Origin of the sequence: Streptosporangium sp. NPDC004379 (assembly GCF_042873875.1) — a bacterium.
GTDB lineage: Bacteria > Actinomycetota > Actinomycetes > Streptosporangiales > Streptosporangiaceae > Streptosporangium.
In genome coordinates this window covers 767,096-788,593 of the sequence record NZ_JBIAMC010000001.1, presented here as the reverse complement: position 1 = coordinate 788,593, position 21,498 = coordinate 767,096, and the positions used below count along the sequence as shown (strand labels likewise).

Genomic DNA, 21,498 nt, shown 5'->3' with positions numbered 1-21,498 from the left:
GCAAAAGGAGGTCAGGCGCGACACGCGTGCCTGACCGGGCGCGGGCGACCGATCCCACAAGGAGGTCCCCCGTGGAGGGTGTCCACAACAGCGAAGCCGTCATCGACAACGGCTCATTCGGCACGCGTACCGTCCGGTTCGAGACCGGGCGCCTGGCGCGCCAGGCGGCGGGTTCCGCCGTCGTCTATCTCGACGACGAGACGATGGTCCTTTCGGCCACCACCGCCTCGAAGCATCCCAAGGAGAACCTCGACTTCTTCCCGCTGACGGTCGACGTCGAGGAGCGGATGTACGCCGCGGGCCGCATCCCCGGCTCCTTCTTCCGCCGTGAGGGCCGTCCCTCCGAGGACGCCATCCTCACCTGCCGCCTGATCGACCGGCCGCTGCGCCCGTCGTTCGTCAAGGGCCTGCGCAACGAGATCCAGGTCGTGGCGACCATCCTGGCGCTGCACCCCGACCACCTGTACGACGTGGTCGCGATCAACGCCGCGTCCCTGTCCACCCAGCTCGCCGGGCTGCCCTTCTCCGGCCCGATCGGCGGCGTCCGCGTCGCGCTGATCGACGGCCAGTGGGTCGGGTTCCCGACCCACCCGGAGCTGGAGCGCGCCACCTTCGACATGGTGGTCGCCGGCCGCGTCCTGGACGACGGCGACGTCGCGATCATGATGGTCGAGGCCGAGTCCACCCGTGACACGCTCAAGCTCGTCGCCGACGGCGCCGTCGCGCCGACCGAGGAGACCGTGGCGCAGGGCCTCGAGGCGGCCAAGCCGTTCATCAAGGTGCTGTGCGACGCGCAGGCCAGGATCGCCAAGGTCGCCGCGAAGGAGACCGCCGAGTACCCGCTGTTCCTCGACTACCAGGACGACGTCCTGGAGGCGGTGACCACCGCGATCCGCAGCGAGCTCGCCGCGGCGCTGACCATCGCCGGCAAGCAGGAGCGCGAGGCCGAGCTCGACCGCGTCAAGGCCCTGGCGCTGGAGAAGCTGGGCGCCGACTTCGAGGGTCGCGAGAAGGAGATCTCCGCGGCCTTCCGCACGGTGACCAAGAAGCTCATGCGCGAGCGGGTCATCAACGAGGGCGTCCGCATCGACGGCCGTGGGGTCAAGGACATCCGCCAGCTCAACGCCGAGGTCCACGTCGTGCCCCGGGTGCACGGCTCGGCCCTGTTCGAGCGCGGCGAGACCCAGATCATGGGCATCACGACGCTGAACATGCTCCGCATGGAGCAGATGATCGACACGCTCAACCCCGAGCGCACCAAGCGCTACATGCACAACTACAACTTCCCGCCCTACTCCACCGGCGAGACCGGCCGGGTGGGCTCGCCCAAGCGCCGCGAGATCGGCCACGGCGCGCTCGCCGAGCGGGCGCTCATCCCGGTCCTGCCGGCCCGCGAGGAGTTCCCCTACGCGATCCGCCAGGTCTCCGAGGCGCTCGGCTCCAACGGCTCGACCTCCATGGGCTCGGTCTGCGCCTCGACGATGGCGCTGCTCGACGCGGGCGTCCCGCTCAAGGGCATCGTCGCCGGCATCGCGATGGGCCTGATCAACGAGGGCGACCAGTACGTCACGCTGACCGACATCCTCGGGGCCGAGGACGCCATGGGCGACATGGACTTCAAGGTCGCCGGCACCAAGGACGTCATCACCGCGCTGCAGCTCGACACCAAGCTCGACGGCATCCCCGCCTCGATCCTGGGCGCCGCGCTGAAGCAGGCCAAGGGTGCGCGTCTGGCCATCATCGACGTGATGCAGGAGGCGATCGACTCCCCGGCGGAGATGAACGCCACCGCGCCGCGCATCATCACGATCAAGGTCCCGGTCGACAAGATCGGCGAGGTCATCGGCCCGAAGGGCAAGATGATCAACCAGATCCAGGACGACACCGGCGCCGAGATCACGATCGAGGACGACGGAACGATCTACATCGGCGCCACCGACGGCCCGTCCGCCGAGGCGGCCCGGTCGGCGATCAACGCCATCGCCAACCCGCACATGCCGGAGGTCGGGGAGCGCTACCTGGGCACGGTCGTCAAGATCGCCGCCTTCGGCGCCTTCATCTCCCTCATGCCGGGCAAGGACGGTCTGCTGCACGTCTCCCAGATCCGCAAGCTGCACGGCGGCAAGCGCATCGAGAACGTCGAGGACGTCATGAACGTCGGCGAGAAGGTCCAGGTGGAGATCGCCGAGATCGACTCGCGCGGCAAGCTGTCCCTGGTCCCGGTCGAGGTCGTGGAGCGGGAGGCGGAGGCCAGGGGCGAGGCCGGCACGCCGGAGTCGGGTGACGCCGCTCCCGTCGCGTCCGCCGCCCCGGCCGAGTCCGGTGAGGAGCGGCCGCGCCGCACCCGCACCCGTACCCGCAGCGGCAACGGCGGCGGCGGCCGCGGGGGGGAAGACCGCAACTCGTGATCACGACCACTCTGCACCCCGGCAAGGACGGCGCCGGGGTGGTGCGGCGCACCGTCCTCCCCGGTGGGCTCCGGGTGGTGACCGAGTCCATGCCGACCGTGCGTTCCGTCGCGGTCGGCATGTGGGTCGGCATCGGATCGAGGGACGAGACCCCCGAGCACATGGGGGCCTCCCACTTCCTTGAGCACCTGCTGTTCAAGGGCACCCCCACGCGGGACGCGCTGGAGATCTCCGCGGCGATCGAGGGCATCGGCGGTGAGATCAACGCCTTCACCTCCAAGGAGTACACCTGCTACTACGCGCGGGTCCTCGACGAGGACCTGCGGGTGGCGATCGACGTCCTCTCCGACGTGGTCACCTCCTCGGTCATCACCCCCGAGGACGTCGAGGCCGAGCGTGGCGTGATCCTCGAGGAGATCGCCATGCACGACGACGACCCGTCGGACGTGGTGCACGAGCAGTTCTCCGCGGAGCTGTACGGTGACACGCCCGTCGGGCGGCCGATCCTCGGCACGGTCGAGTCGATCAACGCCATCGACCGCGACCGGATCGCCGAGTACTACCGACGGCACTACCTGCCCACGCACACCGTCGTGGCGGTGGCGGGCAACGTCACCCACGAGCGGGTCGTCGAACTGGTCGCCGCCGCCTACGAGCGGGCCGGAGCCCTCGGCGGCGACGCCGCGCCGGTCCCCCCGCGCGTCTCGGGCCCCGGCGTCGAGTCGCACTCCGGCGTCCGGGTGCTGCACCGGCCGACCGAGCAGGCCAACCTGGTCCTCGGCACGACCGGCCTGGTCCGCACCGACGACCGCCGCTTCGCGCTCGGCGTGCTGAACGCGGCGCTCGGCGGCGGCATGTCGTCGCGGCTGTTCCAGGAGATCCGGGAGAAGCGGGGGCTCGCCTACTCGGCGTACTCCTACACCTCCTCCTACGCCGACACCGGCCAGTTCGGCGTCTACGTCGGCTGCCTGCCGTCGAAGATCGACGAGGTGCTGAAGATCTGCCGCGAGGAGCTCCTGCGGGTCACCGCCGAGGGCATCTCCTCAGAGGAGATCGGCCGGGGCAAGGGGCAGATGCGCGGCGGCCTGGTGCTGGGCCTGGAGGACACCGGCTCCCGGATGTCCAGGATCGGCAAGGGCGAGCTGGTCTTCGACGAGCACCTGTCGGTGGACGAGATCCTCGCCCGGATCGACGCGGTCACCCCCGAGGAGATCACCGCCGTCGCCCGTGACGTCCTCAGCCGCCCGATGACCCTCGCGGTGATCGGGCCCTACGAGGGCAAGGACTTCAGCGCGGCTCTGACCGGCTGACCGGCTTCGAGGTCACGGTCTCACGGCATCACGGACGGCCCCGGCGCTCCCGAGCGCCGGGGCCGTCCCGTGTCCTGGCCGTCCCGTGTCCTGGCCGTCCCGTGTCCTGGCCGTCCCGTGTCCTGGCCGTCCCGTGTCCTGGCCGTCCCGTGTCCTGGCCGTCCGGCGCCCGAGCCGCTCCTCCGCCGCGCCGGGCGGTGCTCGCGAGGGGGCGGGACGGCCGACGGTATAGCCTGTGGCCGTGATCAGGGTTGGAGTTCTGGGCGCGCGCGGACGCGTCGGCAGGGAAGTGTGCAAGGCCGTCGAGGCCGCCGGTGACCTGGAGCTGGTCGCCCCCCTCGACAAGGGCGACCCGATCGAGGGGCTCACCGGCTGCGACGTGGTGGTGGACTTCACCCACCCCGACGTCGTCATGGGCAACCTCGAATGGTGCATCGCCCACGGCGTCCACCCGGTGGTCGGCACCACCGGCTTCGACGCCGGGCGGCTGTCCACCGTGCGCGGCTGGCTCGATGCCAGCCCCGGCGTCAACGCGCTGATCGCCCCCAACTTCGGCATCGCGGCCGTGCTGATGATGCACTTCGCCCAGCAGGCCGCCCGCTACTTCGACTCCGTCGAGATCGTCGAGCTGCATCACCCGAACAAGGCCGACGCGCCCTCCGGCACCGCCCGCCGTACGGCGGAGCTGGTCGCCGAGGCGCGGCGCAAGGCCGGGGCCGGGCCGATGCCCGACGCCACCAGCGCCGAGCTGGAGGGCGCGCGCGGCGCCGAGGTGGACGGGGTCCGCGTCCACGCCGTACGGCTGGCCGGGCTGATCGCCCACCAGGAGGTGCTGCTGGGCGGGGACGGCGAGACCCTCACCATCCGCCACGACACCATGAACCGCTCGTCGTTCACCCCCGGCGTCCTGCTGGGCGTGCGCCGGGTGGGGGAGACGCCGGGGCTCACCGTGGGCCTGGAGCACCTGCTCGACCTCTGAGAGACCGTCCTGGGCCCGTCCGGCGGTATCCGGCGGGCCCTGAGGAGGTTCGTCCGGCGGAGCCCACCGGACGGGGGCTCCGGACACCGCGCCGCGGACCTCCACCGGCCCTCCCGTCCCGGCTGTCCGGCGGGCCTTCCATGCTCCGGGTCATCGGCCTCCGGCGGCTTTCCCGGCATGCCGGTCACCTGGGGAGGAAGCGCATGCTCCGGTATCCTCCGATCCCGTGACAGGAGATCGACGCCCGGATCCGGGCGGGGCGCGCTGGGCCGAGGCGGGGGAGCTGCCCGGGCTGGCCGCGGTGGAGACCGCCGCCGACGGGATGTTCGCCGCGGTGGGCATCATCTTCCCGCCCGACCCCACGACGATCGCGGAGACCGGCGACCCGTCGCGGGTCCTGGTGGCCGGCACACCGCCGGTCGGCTTCGCCATGATCGGCTGGGTGGACGGCGGCGTCCACCTCGACCAGCTCGCCGTCCACCCGGATCACGGGCGGCGCGGCATCGGGGGGCGGCTGCTGGAGGCGGTCTGCGACCACGCGGCCTCGGTCGGCGCGTCGGCGGTGACGCTGACGACGTTCCGGGACGTGCCGTGGAACGCGCCCTGGTACGCCCGGCGCGGCTTCGCCGTACTGGATCCCGCGGAGTGGGGGCCGGAGATGGCCGCGCTGGTGGCGCATGAGCGCGAGCTGGGCATCGAGCTCGCGCCCCGCGTGGTGATGCGCCGCCCGCTGGCCGCCTGAACCCCGGCGCACCGGCCGGACCGTGAGGATCACCGGTGGCCGCCGGGGCCGCCGGGCCGGGCCCGTACGGAGGGCCGGACCGGCTCGGCGGCCCTTGTCAGAGGGCGAGGCCGACGGTGAACAGCAGGCCGAAGGCGAGCTGGAAACGGCCCGTCTGCTGGAGTGTGGCGATCAGGGCCGGGCCGGTTGCGCCGCGCCCGACGAACAGCACCGGGGCGATCGCCAGCGGCGCGGACAGGATGGCCAGCGCCGTGAACGGCCGCCACACCGCCATGACGAGCGCGACGGCCAGCGGCAGGACGAGGCAGAGGGTGTAGAGGACGCGGGTACGGTGGTCGCCCAGCAGCACGGCCATGGTGCGCTTGCCCGCCGGACCGTCGGTGGTGATGTCACGCAGGTTGTTGACCACCAGCATCGCGCAGGCCAGCAGGCCGACCGGCACGGAGGCCGCCAGGGCGGTCCAGGAGAGCCGTTCGAGCTGGACGAACGTCGTGCCCGCCGTCGCCACCAGGCCGAAGAACACGAACACCGACAGCTCGCCGAGCGCGCGGTAGCCGTAGGGCCGCGAGCCGCCGGTGTAGAACCAGGCCGCAGCGATCGCCAGCGCGCCCACCGCCAGCAGCCACCACGCCCGGGTGACCACGACCAGCGCCAGGCCCGCCACCGCGGCGGCGGCGAAGCAGCCCAGGGCCGCGGCGAGGACCTGGCGGGGCGCCGCCGCCCCCGAGCCGACCAGGCGCATCGGCCCGACCCGCTGGTCGTCGGTGCCGCGCACGCCGTCGCTGTAGTCGTTGGAGTAGTTCACCCCGATCTGCAGGGCGAGCGCCACGAACAGGGCGAGCAGGGCGCGCCACCACACCGCCCCGCCGTCCCCGATCGCGACGCCGGTGCCGACGGCGACGGGGACGACGGCGGCGGGAAGGGTGCGCGGACGTGCTCCGGCGATCCACTGGCTCGGGGTGGCCATGGGCTGCGGGGTTCCTCTCGAGCGTTGTCACCGGCCCGCGGCCGGTCCCGGGCGCATCGCGGCCCCGGGCCGGCGCGCGCCGGCGTTCAGCTGATGTCGGTGGCCAGGCGGACCATCCGCACCGGCCGCCCCATGTTAAGGACCCGCTCGGCCCCGTCCTCACCCCACCCCGCCGATTCCAGGAACCCGAGGACCCGGTGGTTGTCGGCGAAGACCCACGTCACGATGGTGTGGTAGCCGTCGTCGCGGAGGTAGTCGACCGTCGCGTTGAGCAGGCGGCTGCCGTGCCCGCGCCGGACGTAGTCGGGGTCCACCAGGAAGCTGAGCATCTCCGCCGTGGTGTCCGGGTTCAGGTCGGGGTCCTCGGCGGGGGCGTGGGAGGCCAGGCCCACCACACGCTCGGCGCCCCGCATCGCCGCGGCGGCCTCGATCCCGCCGGGGCCGAGCGCGGGGAACGCGTCGGTGTCGAGGACGACCTGCTCGACCGCCACCAGGACCCGGTGGCGGGAGGACGGCGGGCTGACGATCGCCTCGTCCCACTGGCGCCGCCACATCGCCTCGGCCGCCGCGTTGGTCATCTGCTCGAGCGGCCCCTCGGGAAGGAAGTCCCGGTAGCCGTATTTCCAGGCGCGAATCTGGGTGCTCGTCACCGCGGCGACATCATCGTGCCGAGCCACCCGCACGCCTACGTCTGCCATCTCGGCCCGCTCCTTTGCTGCCGTGCCGTCGCCTCAGGACGCGCTGCCTCGCGGTTCTCCGGCCGCGCGAGCGGGCATCAGGCGCGGTGATCCGTGAGACAGGCACCTACACCGTATCGGGGAATCCGGCTCGTAGATGACGCGATCCGGTCTCCGCCTGACGTCGTGCCCGATATGCCCGAGTCTTTGTACGGTTGCCGCACACCCTCATGGAGCACCAGGACCGCGAGCGGTTCTTCGAGGAGTCGACGAACGCCCACTGGCAGGTGCTCTCGGTGCACACCTTCAGTCTGGACCACATCCCGGCCGCGTGCGCGGCCATCACCGCCGCCGCGATCCGCGCCAGCCCTGCGGGCGTCCCCTCCGCGACCGGCTCCAGGGCCGGTTCGCCGGCCGTCAGGACCACCCGCAGCGGGAGCCCGGCGAGCACCCGCGACGGAGGGCCGGACCGTCCGTCGCCGGGCACGTCATCGTCCGCCGGCCCGCCGGGGCCGCCGGGGCCGCCGGGGGCATCGGCGTCGCGGACGCCGTGGAGGTCATCGCGGTCGCGGGCGTCGCCGCGGCCGTGGGCGTCGCGGTTGCGGGGGGCGTGGTTACGGCGGAGCGCCTCGCGCAGGGTCTCCCGCAGGGCGACGGCCAGCGCGAGGTCGTCGGCGGTGGCCGTGTCGGACGGCGCGGCCAGCCCGCGCCCGGCGAGCCAGGCCGCCAGCGCCGCGGGGGACGGGATCGTGTCGGCGCCGCTCTCGACGTCGTAGGTGTTCACGAAGTCGCAGACCAGGGCGGCAGGATCGTTCATCGGGGCGATCACCTCTTCGCAACCACTGTATGGCATTAGAGGGTTGTATTCCGTGCGACTCCACCATGGACGGTTCGGCGGTGTTCAGGGGCGCGGGCTTCCCTGCGGCGGTCTCGCGACCGGGTCCGCGGTCGGCCTCGCGGCCGGGCCCGGATCCGCCCGGGGCGGTCCTACGGCGACCCGGGCCGGGCCCGGAGGCGGTCCCGCCGCCATCCGGGGCCCGGGACGGTCCGCGGTCCGGTCCGCCGTAGACACCCGCACGGCCTTTGGCCGCGTCATCTTCGATGCCTGCCGGGTGGTCTGTGAAGGGGCGACGCCCGGGCTCTGGCGGCTTCACCCGCTCTCGGCGCCGGCGGCGGGCCGATCACCCGGCGATGCGTGCCACCGGCTGCCTGAGAAGGGTCCTGGGTTCGGGATCGGTGAAGTCGGTCAGGTAGATCTCGTGGTGCAGGCCGTTGCGTACCAGGCCGTGCTCGGCCATGAACGCCTCCATCACGTCGAGTGACGCTTTCTCTTCGCTGTAGGGCCCCTCGTGGAGCAGTTCCACGCATTCGCCCTCGGTGAAGATGACCAGTTGGACGCGGTCGGCGGCGGCGCCGGACGTGCGGGCCTGCTCACATGCCGTCTCGACCGTCCCGGGTTCGGGTGTGTCGGGCAGCGGCAGCAGCAGGTGCCAGCGCCATCGGTCGCGCGGCACCTCCAGTGGCGGCAGGGTGGTGTCCTCCACCCACCAGCGGCCTTCCAGGGGGCCGGCCGGACCGCCCATGGCGGAGGCCACAGCGTACAGGGCGCCGATGGCCGAGACGTGCTCGGCGCCGCCGGGCTCGCCCAGGCCGGTGACGTTGAGGCAGGCGACGGGGCCGCAGTGGACCAATCGCGGTGTCATGGCTCCTCCAAAGGAATCATCAGGTGGGTGATCAGCCGATCGGGCGGGGTGGTTGCCGGGTCCGGCACGTACGCCTCGCGGATCGGACCGCGGACGGGACAGCGCCGCTCGGCGCACCGGGACAACAGCGCATGCGCGGTCGGCCCGATCTGGCCGTACGGGCCGACGTGAGTGGCGCCGGCGAACCGGCCGATCGGCAACGGCTCCTCGTCCATGCCCCCAGCGTGGGGTCTCCCCATATGGGAGAGTCCAGCCGTGCGTCCCCGATCAGAAGGAATGGGGACACACGGCTGGACTCTGACCGGCTACGGGGCCGGGGTGCGATGGCCGCGGAAAGCCGCCTCCAGGGCGAGATGCCAGTGGTGGTCGGCCTGGGGGCGAGGGCCGAGCGAGCCGAGGAGTTCAAGACTGGCCAGGCCGTGGACCAAGGCGTTGAGGTGAACGGCGATATCGCGGGGGTCGGCGGGGGCGAACCGGCCCGCGTCGACGCATCTCGTGACGGCCCGTACCAGCGTGTCGAACGTGCCTTGGATCTGGTCCAGGGTCGCTTGGTCCGGCTGGAAGTCGGCGATGGGGCGGCCGAACATCAGCTGGTACAGATGCGGGTTGTCCAGGGCTGAGGCCCGGTAGGCGAGTCCGAGCGCCATCAGGCCGGCCTCCGGGTCGCCGTCGGCGGGCACCCGGGCGAACTCGTCGGCGAGCCGCTCGAATCCCTCCAGGAACATCGCGCGCAGCAGGCCGGCCTTGTCGCCGAAGAGGTTATAGACGGCTTTGGTGGAGGTGCCGACCTCCTGGGCCAGGCGTCGGGTGCTGAGCATCTGTGGGCCCTCCTGGGCGAGCAACCGTCCGGCGGCGTCCAGGAGGTCTCGGCGCAACTCGTCGTAGTCGCGGGTACGTGGGCGTGCCATTTGACAAGTATATAGCAACGATGTTTCATAACAGCGTTTCCAAATTGTCGACAGGGAGGTCACCGTGCCCGCTCTATCCGATCTGCATGTCGTCCTCGGCGCCGGAGGGGCCGTTGGCGCTTCCGTGGTCCGTGAGCTCGCCTCCCAGGGATGCCGCGTCCGCGCCGTCAACCGCAGCGGACGGGTGCCGGCGCTGCCCGGGGTGGAGGCCCACCGCGCCGACATCACGACCGTGGAGGGGGCCGAGGCGGCTTGCGCCGGAGCCGAGGTCGTCTACCACTGCGCCGCGCCCGCCTATGACCGATGGGTGGAGGAGTTCCCCCGTATGACCGACGCGGTGCGCCAGGGCGCCGCCGCCTCCGGTGCCAAGCTCGTGCTCGCCGACAACCTGTACATGTACGGACCCGTCGGCGCCCCCATGACCGAGACGCTGCCCTGCGCCGCCCGCAATCCCAAGGGCCGGGTTCGCGCGCAGATGGCCGAGTCCCTGCTTGCCGCCCACCGATCCGGCGAGCTGCGTGTCGCGCTGGGCAGGGCTTCCGACTACTACGGTCCCGGCGGCGTCAACACCGTCGCCGGCGCGACGGTGTTCGCGGCGGCGCTGGCCGGCAAGCCCATCCGTTGGGTCGGGGCGCTCGACCAGCCCCATACGCTCGGCTACTTGCCCGACATCGCCAGAGGTCTGGTGAGGCTCGGCCGCGACACGCGCGCCGACGGCCAGGTCTGGCACCTGCCGGCGGCACCGGCCGTGACGGGCCGGGAGTTCCTCGATCTGGTGATCGCCGCGCTGGGGAAGCCCTGCAGGACGGCGGCGCTCGGCCGTCCGGCGCAACGTCTGATCGGCCTGTTCAACCCGACCGTGCGTGCCCTCGGCGAGACGTGGTATCAGCGCGACCGGCCGTTCGTGAGCGACACTTCGAAGTTCACCGCCACGTTCGGGCCGTTCACCGCGACTCCGCACGCCACCGCCGTCACCGCCACCCTTGACTGGTACCGCGCCTACTCGGCCCGCCGGTAGGAGTGGAACGGCGAACCGGGTTCGGTGGGTCAGGGGCCACCCCGAGAACCTCGACCTCGGTACCCGGGAAGGCCGGTTCACGTTCACCGCCCTGGCCGCCACGGCCGAGTCCGGGCTCCGCGCCGAACGCCGGGCCGAGGGCATCGAAGCGGTCAAACGCCGCGAAGCCGACGGCGACACGCTGCCCGGCAAGAAGATCGGGCCGCTCCACCGTCATCGGGACCGCCGAACTCGCCGCCCCGCGCGGGCTGGTCGACGACGGCGTCTCCGTCGCCGAAGCCGCCCGCACCCTCAAGGTCGGCCGTTCCACCACCTACGGGGCGCTCACCGGCGGTTGACCAGCAGCTATCTCACCCCGCGGCCCGTTCCTGCCGTATTCCGGTGGCACTCCCAGGGCGGCCGCCAGCCGCCGCACCCCCTCCGACAGCTCCGCCACGTGGGCGGCGGCCGAGTGGGTCACCCGGATGCGGGGCCCGGGAGGCTCGGCCGGGTGATAGACCCGGCCGGGACTGACCGTGACGCCCGCCCGCCGGGCCGCCTCCACCACCGCGTCCTCGCCGGTGCCGGGCGGCAGCCGTAACCACAGGTGGAGGCCGCCCCGGGGCACGAGGTGGACGTCGACGGCCGGCAGGTGGACGGTGAGCTCCGTGACCAGCGCGGTCCTGCGGGCCGCCAGCTCGGCGCCCAGCGCCGCCAGGTGGCGGGGCCAGGCGGGGGAGCCGACGAGCTCCAGCGCCGTCTCCTGGAGCAGCCTGGGCACGAAGAACGACTCCACGACCTGGCTCGCACGCAGCCGCAGGGCGGCCGGTCCGCGGGCGACGACCCCCGCGACCCGCATGCCCGCCGACAGCGGCTTGGTCAGCGAGTTGACGTGCACGACGGTGCCGTGGGGGTCCAGCGCGACCAGCGGGGGCGGGGCCGGGGAGGTCGTCAGATATCTGGCGTAGTCGTCCTCGACGACGAACGCCCCGGCGGCCCGGGCGATCGCGAGCACCTGGTGCCGCCGGTCCGGGGGCAGCGTCGCGCCGGTGGGGTTGTGCAGGGTGGGCTGACAGTAGAAGATCCGCGCGCCCGTCACCGCGAACGCCTCCGCCAGCAGCTCCGGCCGCACCCCGTCGCGGTCCACCGGCACGGCCGTGGCCCGCAGCCCGGCCGCCCGCGCGGCGGCGAGCGCGCCGGGGTAGGTGGGCGTCTCGACGAGTACGGCCGTGCCCGGCGCGGCCAGCGCGCGGAAGGCGTGGGTCAGGGCGGCCTGGCCCCCGGCGGCCACCAGGACGTCGGCCGCGGTGACGCCGCCGCCGGCCTCCCGGGCGAACCATCCGCGCAGCTCGGCCAGGCCGTTCAGTGGCGGCGTCTCCCAGACGCCGGGACGGCGCGCCGCGCGGGAGGCCGCCGCAGACAGGGCCCGCTCCGGCAGCAGCGCCGCCGGGAGATAGCCGCCGGTGAGGGGGACGACGCCCTCCGGCGGCGGGGTGAGCAGGCCGCTCACCGCGGCGTCGTCCACCACGCGGTCGCCGAGGGCCACCGTCTGCCAGGACAGGTCCGCCGCGTCGTCCGGGCGGGGAACGGCGGGGGCGACGTAGGTGCCGCTGCCGGGCCTGATGATCACCCTGCCCTCCGCGGCGAGCCGCCCCAGGGCCCGCGACACGGTCACCGGGCTCACACCGTGGGTCCGCACCAGCTCGCGGCTCGACGGCAGCCGGTCGCCGGGGCGCATCCGGGCGGCGGTCTCCCTGATGCTGGCTGCCAGCCGGACGATACTGCTATCGTCATTCATGATGGATAAGAGTAGCGCTATTGTCCGGAATCGAGTAGCGGTGCCCCACCGTGAGGGCCCGTCGGACACGGCGTGGCGCGGCACCGTCCTCGCCGGACTCGGCGTCCTGACGTTCTCCATGTCGTTCCCGGCCACGGCATTCGCGATGAGGGGCTTCGACCCCTACCTCGTGGCCGCCGGCCGGGCCGCCCTCGCCGCCGCCGCGGCGCTGGTCTTCCTCCTCGCCACCCGGGCGCCCCTGCTGCCGCCCCGACGCCTGCTCGGCCCCTACCTGCTCATCGCGGCCGGCGTCGTGGTCGGCTTCCCCCTCTTCAGCGGGCTGGCGCTCGCCGCCGGGGCGAGCACCTCCCACGCCGCGGTGGTCATCGGGCTGCTCCCCGCGGCCACCGCCGCCTGCGCCGCCGTACGCGGCGGGGAGCGGCCCCGGCCGCTCTTCTGGGCGACGTGCGCCCTGGGCGCCGCGGCGATCACCGCCTTCACCCTCAGCCGGGGCGGCGGCCACGTCACCGGAGCCGACCTGCTGCTCGTCGGCGCGCTCGTGTCGGCCGCCGTCGGCTACACCGAGGGCGGCCGGCTCGCCCGGGAGATCCCCGGTTCGCACGTCATCTCCCATGCCCTCGTCGTCGCCGTGCCCCTCACCGTCCCGGTGACCGTCGCACTGGCACTGACGACGGAATCGCGGCCGGACGCGGTGTCGCTCGCGGGGTTCGCCTACGTCGGACTGTTCTCCATGTTCCTCGGCTTCATCCCCTGGTACGCCGGCCTGGCCGCGGGCGGGATCGCCCGCGCCGGCCAGACCCAGCTCGCCCAGCCGATGCTGACGCTGGTGTGGGCCTGGCTCCTGATGGGCGAGCGGTTCGGGCCGGTCACGGTCGTGGCCGCCGTCGCGGTGCTCGCGTGTGTCGCCGCCTCCCAACGGGCACGCTCTTGAAAGATTGTGACATCCGGGCGCAGGATGTGAGCTGTGCCTGTCACAACCGGGCGGCCGAAGGGGTGGCATCATGGCGGACCTGACGGTTCCCGAGGGTGGGTTCTGGCCCGCCCCCGCGGTTCCCCAACCGAACATCTACCCGATGGAATGGCGGGTGGAGACCGAAAAGCTGGCGGCCATCTACGAGAAGTCCAAGCGCATGGTCTGGAACCCCGCCGACCTGCCCTGGGACGACCTCGACCCGGCCGCCTTCACGACCGAGCAGCGTCTCGGGATCATGTACTGGTTCTCCGTGCTGGCCAACTTCGACGCCTCCGGCCCGGCGGTCTTCGCCCGCGCCACCATCCAGGCGTTCGAGAAGCACGAGGAGGACCCGGTCCGCAAGTGCTTCTTCTCGATCACCCGTGACGAGATGAACCACGAGGAGTGCTGCCAGCGCACCATCGCCAGGCTCTGGCCGGGCGGCCCGCTCGACTGGACCCCCGTCACCGACCTGGAGAAGGCCGCCCACAACAACATCGGCTGGCTCTACCACAACGGCGGCCGCTACTGGACCGGCTACAACAGCGCCGTCGGCAAGTACACCCTGCCGGTGCTGTTCACCAGCTTCATGATGGGGGAGATGGCGGCCTCCACCCTCTTCCGCGGCATGGCGAGCGGCACCCGCCACCCGGTCTTCAGCGAGATGTTCCACCGCATCGGCCGGGACGAGTCCCGCCACCTGCAGATCTGCATGACCATCCTCGACAACGAGTGGCCCGGGCTCACCGACGACACCCGCACGCTGATCACCCGGCAGCTCCGGGCGGGGTTCGTGTTCCTGTCCATGATCCTGTGGGAGCCGCCGGACGGCTTCTGGGAGCTGCCGCCGTACTTCCTGGCCAACCACCGCGTCCTGATGGACCACGCGCGCGAGGCGGGCCTGGGCGTGCTCTCCTACGAGGAGCAGGCCGACAACTGGCGGGTGGCGATGGCCAAGATCCGGGCCATCGTGCAGCGCTGGGGCATCGAGTTCCCCGCGATCCCCGAGCTCGACATCGACGGCGTCGAGGTCGGCTTCCTCGACCCGGACGACATCATCCCGGTGTTCTGACCGGACATCCGCCATCGGGCGCCCGGCGCGTTACGGTCCCCTCCGTCGGGATTTGCGGTTATGCCGGTATCGAGGGTGATACATGCTCTCCGCGGAAGAGCGGGGCCGTGCTCCCCGCCGGAGGGTGGCGGGCGAGCGGGACCGGGGGACGTCAGCCGCTGACGCCTTCGAGCCTGCCGACGACGCGGGCGAGGAGATCGCGGATCTCGACCTGCCCGGCCTTCAGCTCGGCGATGTCACCGACCGCGCGGTTGAGCTTCAGCTCCATGGCGGTCTGGCCCTTCTTGATGGACGTGATGTCGCTCCGCATCTCCTTCTGCTCGTCCTTGATGGAGACGATGTCGCTTCGCATCTTCTTCTGCTCGTCCTTGATGGACGTGATGTCGCTCCGCATCTTCTTCTGCTCGTCCTTGATGGAGACGATGTCGGATCTGATCGCTGTGATGTCACCCCTGATCTCGGTGATGTCGGATCTGATCTCTTTGATGTCGGTCTCCACCGCGGAGACGCGTTCCTCGACGTACGGCATGCGGTCAGGATAGAGCGGACAGGTCCGTCCACGTGCGGAAACGGCACGAAGTCGCGGGCGGGTCCGCAGGGCGTCCGCGGCCATCGGAAGTCCTCAGGCGACGGCATAGCCGGGGACGGACGGCCAGCGCACGGTCAGCACCACCGACTCCTCCTCGGCGTACCAGGAGTGGTCCACGCCATGCCCCCACACCACGTAGTCACCCCGCTCGGACAGCACCACGCTGCGTCCCGGCAGCTCCACCCGGAACCGCCCGCTGATCAGCACCAGCAGCGCGGTGCGCTTCTCGCCCCGCACCCACTCCGCCCGCTCGTCGCCGCGCGGGTGCACGCCCCACTTGATCTCCACGTCCTCGCTGTGCCGTACGTCGCCGACCGGCTTGAAGTGCCCGAGCAGCCAGCCGCGGTCACCGGGGGCGTCCACGCCGGCATTGCCCACGTACACGTTCTCCGTCATGGGCGGCGACGCTAGCACGCCGCCCCGCCGGGGCGGCCGCGGCCGCCGTACGGTGGGGAGATCCGTACGGCCGGCCGCGGGGGCCCTGTCCCACGAGCCGTCGCCCCCTCCACAATGGGGGCCGGAGCACCGGCCGCCGCCCCACCCGGGACGGGACGGGATGCCGGCGCGAGGGAAGGACATGGCATGAGCGGTGGGCCCGCGGTCGGAGACGTGGTCGAGGACTTCGAACTCCCCGACGAGACCGGTACGGCGCGGCGGCTCAGCGACCTGCTGGAGAAGGGGCCGGTGGTGCTGTTCTTCTACCCGGCGGCCATGACCTCCGGCTGCACGGCCGAGAGCTGCCACTTCCGCGACCTGGCCGGTGACTTCGCCGCGCTGGGGGCCCATCCGGTCGGGATCAGCCGCGACGGCGTCGCCCGGCAGAAGAGGTTCACCGACACCTACGAGCTGGGCTTCCCCCTACTGTCCGATCCTGACGGCGTCGTCGCCCGCGCGCTGGGCGCCCGCCGCGCCTTCGCGGCCGGGCCGTTCCTGACCCGCCGGATGACCTTCGTCATCGACACGGACCGCCGCGTGCTGGAGGTCGTGCACAGCGAGACGAACATGCGCGCCCACGCCGACCGCGCCCTGGCGGCCCTGAGGTCACGCGCCGGCGCGTGACCGCCGTCGGCTTGACCTTGTCGTAAGGTCAGCGGCTTCACTGGCGGTCATGATGATGCAGATAAGCGAACTCGCCCGGCTCGCCGACGTCACGACGCGGACCATCCGCCACTACCACCGGATCGGCCTGCTGCCCGAGCCCTCGCGCACCCCCGGCGGCTACCGCGAGTACGGCCTCGGCGCGTTGAGCCGCCTGCTGCAGATCCGCAGGCTCACCTCCCTGGGCCTGAGCCTGAGCGAGGTCGCCGACGCGCTGGACGACGCCGGGGCGGCGGACATGCGCGAGGTGCTGACCGAGCTGGACGCCGAGCTGGCCGCCCGCGAGACGGTGATCAAGGACCGCCGCGCCGTGATCGCGCGTCTCCTCGAACACGGGCACGACCCGACCCTGCCCGCCGAGCTCGCCGCGGCCGTCCAGACGCTCGACCTGGCGCGCCCGGACATCGACGCCCTCAGGGCGGCGGCCGCCGCGCTGCCCGAGTTCGACGCCGAGTCCTACCTCGCGGGCATGCGCGATGACTCGCCGCAGCGCGCCTGGGGGGAGAGACTGGGCGCCCTCGCCGGCGTCGGCGCCGACGACCCGCGCGTGGAGGAGATCGCCCGCGAGCTGTACGCGATGCTGCCCGGCCTGCTGCCCGCGGACGCCCCCGCCGAGCCGACCGCCGCGATGGCGGCCAACGCGCGGTTCGGTCAGCTCATGCTGGCCGACCTGGGTGCCGGTCAGCGACGCGCCCTGGAACTGCTGGTCGAGTACGGCAGGGCGGAACCCGGGAAGTGGGAGCGGTGAGAGCGGCGTCGTTCCGCGAGTTTTATGACTGCGGGCACCGCCATGACCCGGCGGAGACGGTCGCGGGTTTATGTGTGACGGTCCCGGAAGGTCGGGCGGTGTAGCCGTGGCCCCATCTCGGAGAAGCTCAGAGGCGAAGGACCTTCGCCGGAACGAGCGGGAGGCGAGATGGTCACCCTGGGATTGCTCACCCTGCTGGAAGTCAAGCCGGGCAAGGAGGAGGCGGCGGAGAGCTTCCTGACCGAGGCACTCCAGCTCGTCGAGAAGGAGCCGGGGACCACGGACTGGTTCGCCATGCGCCTGGGCTCCACCCTGTACGCGATCTTCGGCGCGTTCCCCGACGAGGAGGCCCGCACCGCCCACATGTCGGGCGAGCTGATCCGGGCACTGTCGGAGCAGGCCCCGGACCTCTTCGAGAAGGCCCCGGCGATCAACCCGTTCGACGTCGTCGCCGCCAAGTCGCCGGGATAGCTCGGAGAGCGCGGCGCTCGGGGGCCCGGAGGCTCCGGGGCTCAGCGCCCGGCCGCCGCGCCGGGCCACTTCTCCTCGGGGGAGACATAGCTTCCGCGCTGCGGCACGGTGTAGATCCATCCCTGTTCGCGGAGGAGGGCGACGGCCCGGCGGGCAGTTTCCCGAGCCACGTCGTACTCCTGGGTCAGGGTCATCTCACTGGGGATGGGGCGACGTGGCCGGATGGCTCCGCTGCGGATGCGTTCGATCACGTCTTCCGCGATCTGCCGGTACATCGGCGTCTTACTTGGTTGCCTGACTCCAATGCCGGGCGGCCCCACGAATGTGCCTTCCCCCTGGAGGGCGTAGACCAGCCCTTCCTCGCGCAGCAGTCGTAATGCTCGCCTGGCGGTCGTCCTGGCGACGCCGAACTCCCTCTTGATGTCGGCCTCGCTGGCGACATGCTCTCCGGGAGACAACCTTTCGGCGGAGATCCGCTTCCGGATGATTTCGGCGATCTGGAGGTAGAGGTGGGTGTCCCCGTCATGGTCGAGCACATCCGGAAGATATATGGCGGCGCGCTGTCCGGCTGGTCATGTGGTGAAAACGCTTGGTTCCGGCCCACCCATGCGGCCCGAAGATGATCGCCAGGCCGCGAAACGTTCCCGCGGGTCTCATCGCGCGGACGTCGACCCGATCACGACCCGGGAGGTCGTCCCGGTGTCTGTCCTGGCGGGCACTGGAGAGGGCATGCGCCGGTTACGGCGGGTCGCCCCTCGTAACCCGGTATGTCTCACGGGTTTCGCGTCGTGTCGGGCCACTTCTCCTTGGAGGAGACGTACGTTCCTCGATGTGACACGGTGAAGACCCATCCCTGCTCGCGGAGGTAGGCCACGGCGTTCCGAACGGTGGCCTTGGCGACGTCGTACTGGGCCATGAGCGTCTTCTCGCTGGGGATGGCGCGGTTCGGTGGGAAGTCACCCCGCCGGATGCGTTCGGCGACTTCTTCGGCTATTCGCTGGTAACGGGGCGTCTTGCGGGGCGCACGCGGTACGTCGGGCTCGCCGACGAAGGTGCCCTCGCCCTGGACCGTGTAGACGAGTCCCTGCTCACGCAGTTCCCGGGCGACTCGGCGCGCGGTCGTGCGGGCGATGCCGTACTCGCTTTCCAGCTCCGCCTCGCTGGGCATGGCCTCGCCGGGGGTGATGTCCCCGATGGTGATCCGATCGCGGATCGCCTCGGCGATCTGCTTGTAGATCGGTATGGGGCCGTCTCGATCAAGCACGATCAAATGCTAGACCAACAAGCACGTATACCCACAAATCAGACGTCTATTCGCCGTGGAAGATACGTGCAAGTAGACCTGGATGGACGAGAGGACCTATAGTCACAGGGTGGCCGGACGGAAGCTTTGGGTGATGGCGAGTCAGGAGCGGCACCACAGCGTTCACATGGGCCCTCTCTGGCCTGAGCACGGGCTGGTCGGCTGGCGGCCGGAGCGGCCGAGGACCTCGCGGGTGCGGGTGAAGGAGCACACCTGCGACTGCCAGGCCACGTTCTACGAGCTGTGTCAGGCGGGAGGGCTGATGTTCGTACGGCGGACGGAGCGGCGGAACGGCGTGACGATCGTCCACGAGTCACCGTGGGAGATCGCGAGCCGGACGCAGGAGCTCTGGCGCCGCCTGCTGACCGGCGCCGCGCGGTGACGGCGGAAAGTCGCGCGGTGACGGCAGAAAAGCGTGCCCGGCGGCGGGATGTGCAGGGGTGCCCCGCCGCCGGGCATACCGACCACCCGTCTCTTGGGGGGCCATGGCGCCTGAGACGGGAGGCGGTCCCGCATCGGTGGAGGGCCGATGCGGGACCACAAGGATCCCCGGCGGGCGACCCCATGCCGCCCGCCGGGCCCCGGTCGTCCGGCGAGCCGCTTCCCACGTTCCATCGGCTCGCCGGGGCCGGTCCTGTTCCGCGGGTTCCCGCCGTGGTGAGGATCGGTCGGGCGTCTCCTCACAACGGTGTGAGGAGACGCCTGGCCGGCCACGGCGGGGGAGGGGTCCGCGGACGGGGCCGGGGCGGGGCGCCGTGCCGTCCGGGTGGCACGGCGCCCTCACCCCGAACCGCATCGGAGAGACCGTCAGAACGCGCCGTCGAGGCCGACACGGCGCCAGGCGGCGTCGGTGACGATCACGTGGTCCAGGAAGCGGAGGCCGACGGTCTCGGCCGCCTCGTGCAGGCGCGCGGTGAGCTCCAGGTCGTCGGGGCTGGCGTCGAGGGAGCCGCCGGGGTGGTTGTGGGCGAGGCCGAAGGAGACGCCGCCGGAGGTCAGGACCGTGCTGACGATCTCGCGGACGGACACCGGGACGTGGTCTCCACCGCCCTCGCTGACGACCGCCCGGCGGGTCACCGCGCCCCCGGCGTCACAGACCACGACGACCACGCGCTCACGGCCGAGGCCGCGCAGCAGCGGGGCGGCGACCGAGGCGAGGTCTCCCGAGCAGGTGATCCGCCGCCGTTCCGGCTCCGACTGCGCCTGGCGCACCAGGTGGAAGGCGGCGATCACCCGGGCGGCCTTGGCGGGGCCGATGCCGGGGACGGACATCAGGCGGTGGGCGTCGGAGCGGGCCAGACCGCGCAGGTCGCCGCAGTGCGCGATCAGATGGGAGGCGAGCTCCACCGCGTTGGTGCCCCGGCTCCCCGAGCCGATCAGCAGCGCGAGAAGCTCCCGGTCGGCCAGCGCGGTCGCGCCGTTCGACAGGAGCCGCTCGCGGGGCTGGTCGCTGGGGGGCATGTCCTTGACGCGCACGCGAGGCACCTCCGGCTCGGGAAACCAGGTCGGTTGTACCAGGGGCCGCCGACATTCCGGCGCGGTCGCGGTGGGGATCACGGAAGCCGCGGGATCCCGCGGCCCCACCGCGTCGGGAGCCCGGTTTCGGCGTACGGGATCACGCGACGGCCCGTACGCCCGTACGGCCCGCGGAGCGAACCTAGGACTGGACCGGGTGGGTGTAGATCAGGCGGAAGCGGTCGCCCGGGATGACGATGTCGCTGGTCTCGACCGGGCGGTCGCCGGCCCAGTGGGTGCGCTCCACGTGCAGGACGTGGACGCCCGCGGGCAGGGCGAGCGTGTCGCTCTCGGCGGGCTGGGGAACGCGCGTGCGGACCTGCTCCACTATCTCGGTGACCTTGATGCCGAGGGCGGCGAGGCGGGCGGCCGGTCCGCGGTGATGCTCGTCGGGACCGGGCCCGAAGCCGGGCCCGAAGCCGGGCCCGAAGCCGGGACCGAGGCCGGGAACGGGACCGGAGCCGGGACCGGAGCCGAGGCCGGGACCCGGAACGGGTTCGCCGAGCCCGGCGGGCTCGTAGGAGGTGGAGAGCTGGATCGGCCTGCCGTCGCCGCGGAAGACGTAGTGGGTGCGGGTCACCGGGGCGTAGCCGCCCAGGCGCAGCCGCTGGGCGATGTCGGGGGTGGCCGTGGCCGGCTCGGACCGGCGGTCGCAGGTGACGCGCACGTCGTCGGGGCCGGCGTCGGCGGCGAAGGGGACGTGATGGTCGTGGAGGCGCCAGCGGTGCAGGGGCAGCAGTACCGGCTGTGCCCGCACGTAGTGGCCGGAGCCGACGCGGCCGACGATCAGGCCCTCGGCTGCGAGCACGCGCAGCGCGTGCCGGGCGGCGGTCTCGCCCACGCCGTACTTGCGGGTGAGCTGGGCGCGGGAGGGGACGGGCGCGCCGGGGAGCAGGGAGCCGTCGACGATCTGACGGCGGATGTCGGCGACGACGCGCAGGTAGACAGGATCGGAGGTTGCCACGATGTCCATCCCAGGGGTCGGCGGGCGTCGCCTCATCCTGTCGCATCCGCGACGACACGGAGGGTGATCGCCGCTGTTTGGAGCCCCAACTTTGCCCACGCCGAAAGCGCCAGAAAATATCTCAGAGACCGTGTAACGCCCGGGTAAGCGGCCCCGATTCAACGGAAGAGACCGTCGATGTGTGTACCCCCGAGCACATATCGGCGGTCTCTCGCTTGCCCGGTGAGTATCGGCGCCCGGTCGTCGGCCCCGTATGGCATTTTTTGCTTGTTTTTGGCAGCAAGAGTTGAGAAACCG

24 protein-coding genes are annotated in these 21,498 nt (G+C 72.0%); 11 read left to right on the top strand and 13 right to left on the bottom strand.

The genetic code is table 11. From position 1 onward, the window contains the following. The first annotated feature begins 71 nt into the window (after positions 1-71). From ACFYSC_RS03505 to ACFYSC_RS03490, 4 genes are all read left to right on the top strand, one after another. A complete protein-coding gene (locus ACFYSC_RS03505; RefSeq protein ID WP_389955969.1) occupies positions 72-2,408 on the top strand; it encodes a polyribonucleotide nucleotidyltransferase in 2,337 nt (778 codons plus the stop codon). Further along, complete coding sequence (locus ACFYSC_RS03500) at positions 2,408-3,718, top strand: M16 family metallopeptidase (protein WP_389956344.1); 1,311 nt, start codon at positions 2,408-2,410, stop codon at positions 3,716-3,718. The genes ACFYSC_RS03505 and ACFYSC_RS03500 overlap by 1 nt, the downstream gene beginning before the upstream one ends. A gap of 241 nt (positions 3,719-3,959) precedes the next feature. Next, positions 3,960-4,697 carry a 4-hydroxy-tetrahydrodipicolinate reductase gene (gene dapB / locus ACFYSC_RS03495; protein WP_362928165.1) on the top strand — a complete coding sequence of 246 codons (738 nt, stop codon included), beginning with the start codon at positions 3,960-3,962 and terminating at the stop codon, positions 4,695-4,697. A 226-nt stretch (positions 4,698-4,923) separates the two neighbouring features. Beyond that, positions 4,924-5,439, top strand: coding sequence for a GNAT family N-acetyltransferase (locus ACFYSC_RS03490; protein WP_389955967.1), 516 nt, complete (start codon positions 4,924-4,926; stop codon positions 5,437-5,439). A gap of 97 nt (positions 5,440-5,536) precedes the next feature. Here ACFYSC_RS03490 and ACFYSC_RS03485 read toward each other — a convergent pair whose 3' ends face one another. The 6 genes from ACFYSC_RS03485 to ACFYSC_RS03460 form a co-directional block, all read right to left on the bottom strand. Then, positions 5,537-6,406 (bottom strand): 1,4-dihydroxy-2-naphthoate polyprenyltransferase, encoded by an 870-nt coding sequence (locus ACFYSC_RS03485; protein WP_389955964.1) that lies wholly within the window; start codon positions 6,404-6,406, stop codon positions 5,537-5,539. 86 nt (positions 6,407-6,492) lie between these two features. Then, the gene (locus tag ACFYSC_RS03480) at positions 6,493-7,104 is read right to left on the bottom strand and encodes a GNAT family N-acetyltransferase (protein WP_362928171.1); all 612 of its coding nucleotides are present in this window, start codon (positions 7,102-7,104) and stop codon (positions 6,493-6,495) included. A 106-nt stretch (positions 7,105-7,210) separates the two neighbouring features. Continuing rightward, positions 7,211-7,900 (bottom strand): CGNR zinc finger domain-containing protein, encoded by a 690-nt coding sequence (locus tag ACFYSC_RS03475; RefSeq protein ID WP_389955960.1) that lies wholly within the window; start codon positions 7,898-7,900, stop codon positions 7,211-7,213. A gap of 364 nt (positions 7,901-8,264) precedes the next feature. Continuing rightward, complete coding sequence (locus ACFYSC_RS03470; protein WP_389955958.1) at positions 8,265-8,786, bottom strand: GyrI-like domain-containing protein; 522 nt, start codon at positions 8,784-8,786, stop codon at positions 8,265-8,267. Beyond that, complete coding sequence (locus ACFYSC_RS03465; protein WP_389955954.1) at positions 8,783-9,025, bottom strand: GyrI-like domain-containing protein; 243 nt, start codon at positions 9,023-9,025, stop codon at positions 8,783-8,785. The genes ACFYSC_RS03470 and ACFYSC_RS03465 overlap by 4 nt, the downstream gene beginning before the upstream one ends. A gap of 66 nt (positions 9,026-9,091) precedes the next feature. Next, a complete protein-coding gene (locus ACFYSC_RS03460) occupies positions 9,092-9,694 on the bottom strand; it encodes a TetR/AcrR family transcriptional regulator (protein WP_389955951.1) in 603 nt (200 codons plus the stop codon). 64 nt (positions 9,695-9,758) lie between these two features. On the opposite strand from ACFYSC_RS03460, the gene ACFYSC_RS03455 reads away from it, so the two are divergent. Then, positions 9,759-10,712 carry an NAD-dependent epimerase/dehydratase family protein gene (locus ACFYSC_RS03455; protein ID WP_389955948.1) on the top strand — a complete coding sequence of 318 codons (954 nt, stop codon included), beginning with the start codon at positions 9,759-9,761 and terminating at the stop codon, positions 10,710-10,712. Positions 10,713-11,025: 313 nt separating this feature from the next. Here the strand turns inward: ACFYSC_RS03455 and ACFYSC_RS03450 are convergent, their stop codons facing one another. Continuing rightward, positions 11,026-12,489 carry a PLP-dependent aminotransferase family protein gene (locus ACFYSC_RS03450; protein WP_389955946.1) on the bottom strand — a complete coding sequence of 488 codons (1,464 nt, stop codon included), beginning with the start codon at positions 12,487-12,489 and terminating at the stop codon, positions 11,026-11,028. 40 nt (positions 12,490-12,529) lie between these two features. On the opposite strand from ACFYSC_RS03450, the gene ACFYSC_RS03445 reads away from it, so the two are divergent. Further along, positions 12,530-13,420 (top strand): DMT family transporter, encoded by an 891-nt coding sequence (locus ACFYSC_RS03445; RefSeq protein ID WP_389955942.1) that lies wholly within the window; start codon positions 12,530-12,532, stop codon positions 13,418-13,420. A 70-nt stretch (positions 13,421-13,490) separates the two neighbouring features. Further along, positions 13,491-14,513: a hypothetical protein gene (locus ACFYSC_RS03440; RefSeq protein WP_389955940.1), complete on the top strand. Its 1,023-nt coding sequence runs from the start codon at positions 13,491-13,493 to the stop codon at positions 14,511-14,513. A gap of 151 nt (positions 14,514-14,664) precedes the next feature. On the opposite strand, the gene ACFYSC_RS03435 is transcribed toward ACFYSC_RS03440, so the two are convergent. Next, positions 14,665-15,042, bottom strand: coding sequence for a hypothetical protein (locus tag ACFYSC_RS03435; RefSeq protein ID WP_389955937.1), 378 nt, complete (start codon positions 15,040-15,042; stop codon positions 14,665-14,667). A 93-nt stretch (positions 15,043-15,135) separates the two neighbouring features. Beyond that, positions 15,136-15,498, bottom strand: a complete 363-nt coding sequence (locus ACFYSC_RS03430; protein ID WP_389955935.1) for a signal peptidase I — start codon at positions 15,496-15,498, stop codon at positions 15,136-15,138. A 186-nt stretch (positions 15,499-15,684) separates the two neighbouring features. On the opposite strand from ACFYSC_RS03430, the gene ACFYSC_RS03425 reads away from it, so the two are divergent. From ACFYSC_RS03425 to ACFYSC_RS03415, 3 genes are all read left to right on the top strand, one after another. Next, positions 15,685-16,161 (top strand): peroxiredoxin, encoded by a 477-nt coding sequence (locus ACFYSC_RS03425; protein ID WP_389955932.1) that lies wholly within the window; start codon positions 15,685-15,687, stop codon positions 16,159-16,161. A gap of 49 nt (positions 16,162-16,210) precedes the next feature. Further along, entirely contained in the window at positions 16,211-16,948 is a 738-nt protein-coding gene (locus ACFYSC_RS03420) for a MerR family DNA-binding transcriptional regulator (protein WP_389955929.1), read from the top strand. A gap of 168 nt (positions 16,949-17,116) precedes the next feature. Continuing rightward, complete coding sequence (locus ACFYSC_RS03415) at positions 17,117-17,419, top strand: putative quinol monooxygenase (RefSeq protein WP_389955927.1); 303 nt, start codon at positions 17,117-17,119, stop codon at positions 17,417-17,419. 41 nt (positions 17,420-17,460) lie between these two features. Here the strand turns inward: ACFYSC_RS03415 and ACFYSC_RS03410 are convergent, their stop codons facing one another. Together ACFYSC_RS03410 and ACFYSC_RS03405 are read right to left on the bottom strand one after the other, a co-directional pair. Continuing rightward, complete coding sequence (locus ACFYSC_RS03410; RefSeq protein ID WP_389955924.1) at positions 17,461-17,955, bottom strand: GntR family transcriptional regulator; 495 nt, start codon at positions 17,953-17,955, stop codon at positions 17,461-17,463. Between the two features lie 236 nt (positions 17,956-18,191). Further along, positions 18,192-18,683 (bottom strand): GntR family transcriptional regulator, encoded by a 492-nt coding sequence (locus ACFYSC_RS03405; protein ID WP_389955921.1) that lies wholly within the window; start codon positions 18,681-18,683, stop codon positions 18,192-18,194. A 133-nt stretch (positions 18,684-18,816) separates the two neighbouring features. Here ACFYSC_RS03405 and ACFYSC_RS03400 point away from each other — a divergent pair, with 133 nt between their 5' ends. Continuing rightward, positions 18,817-19,104, top strand: a complete 288-nt coding sequence (locus ACFYSC_RS03400; protein WP_389955919.1) for a hypothetical protein — start codon at positions 18,817-18,819, stop codon at positions 19,102-19,104. 425 nt (positions 19,105-19,529) lie between these two features. Here the strand turns inward: ACFYSC_RS03400 and ACFYSC_RS03395 are convergent, their stop codons facing one another. Both ACFYSC_RS03395 and ACFYSC_RS03390 read right to left on the bottom strand, forming a co-directional pair. Beyond that, complete coding sequence (locus tag ACFYSC_RS03395) at positions 19,530-20,198, bottom strand: UPF0758 domain-containing protein (protein ID WP_362928197.1); 669 nt, start codon at positions 20,196-20,198, stop codon at positions 19,530-19,532. A gap of 181 nt (positions 20,199-20,379) precedes the next feature. Then, positions 20,380-21,201: a GntR family transcriptional regulator gene (locus tag ACFYSC_RS03390; protein ID WP_389955917.1), complete on the bottom strand. Its 822-nt coding sequence runs from the start codon at positions 21,199-21,201 to the stop codon at positions 20,380-20,382. Positions 21,202-21,498: the final 297 nt, after the last annotated feature.

Excerpts from the sequence above, each read along its gene's own strand:
- ACFYSC_RS03485 (WP_389955964.1), bottom strand. The coding sequence starts at position 6,406 with ATGGCCACCCCGAGCCAGTGGATCGCCGGAGCACGTCCGCGCACCCTT.
- ACFYSC_RS03480 (WP_362928171.1), bottom strand. The coding sequence starts at position 7,104 with ATGGCAGACGTAGGCGTGCGGGTGGCTCGGCACGATGATGTCGCCGCG.
- ACFYSC_RS03475 (WP_389955960.1), bottom strand. The coding sequence starts at position 7,900 with ATGAACGATCCTGCCGCCCTGGTCTGCGACTTCGTGAACACCTACGAC.
- ACFYSC_RS03470 (WP_389955958.1), bottom strand. The coding sequence starts at position 8,786 with ATGACACCGCGATTGGTCCACTGCGGCCCCGTCGCCTGCCTCAACGTC.
- ACFYSC_RS03465 (WP_389955954.1), bottom strand. The coding sequence starts at position 9,025 with ATGGGGAGACCCCACGCTGGGGGCATGGACGAGGAGCCGTTGCCGATC.
- ACFYSC_RS03460 (WP_389955951.1), bottom strand. The coding sequence starts at position 9,694 with ATGGCACGCCCACGTACCCGCGACTACGACGAGTTGCGCCGAGACCTC.
- ACFYSC_RS03450 (WP_389955946.1), bottom strand. The coding sequence starts at position 12,489 with ATGAATGACGATAGCAGTATCGTCCGGCTGGCAGCCAGCATCAGGGAG.
- ACFYSC_RS03440 (WP_389955940.1), top strand. The coding sequence starts at position 13,491 with ATGGCGGACCTGACGGTTCCCGAGGGTGGGTTCTGGCCCGCCCCCGCG.
- ACFYSC_RS03435 (WP_389955937.1), bottom strand. The coding sequence starts at position 15,042 with ATGCCGTACGTCGAGGAACGCGTCTCCGCGGTGGAGACCGACATCAAA.
- ACFYSC_RS03430 (WP_389955935.1), bottom strand. The coding sequence starts at position 15,498 with ATGACGGAGAACGTGTACGTGGGCAATGCCGGCGTGGACGCCCCCGGT.
- ACFYSC_RS03425 (WP_389955932.1), top strand. The coding sequence starts at position 15,685 with ATGAGCGGTGGGCCCGCGGTCGGAGACGTGGTCGAGGACTTCGAACTC.
- ACFYSC_RS03420 (WP_389955929.1), top strand. The coding sequence starts at position 16,211 with ATGATGATGCAGATAAGCGAACTCGCCCGGCTCGCCGACGTCACGACG.
- ACFYSC_RS03415 (WP_389955927.1), top strand. The coding sequence starts at position 17,117 with ATGGTCACCCTGGGATTGCTCACCCTGCTGGAAGTCAAGCCGGGCAAG.
- ACFYSC_RS03400 (WP_389955919.1), top strand. The coding sequence starts at position 18,817 with ATGGCGAGTCAGGAGCGGCACCACAGCGTTCACATGGGCCCTCTCTGG.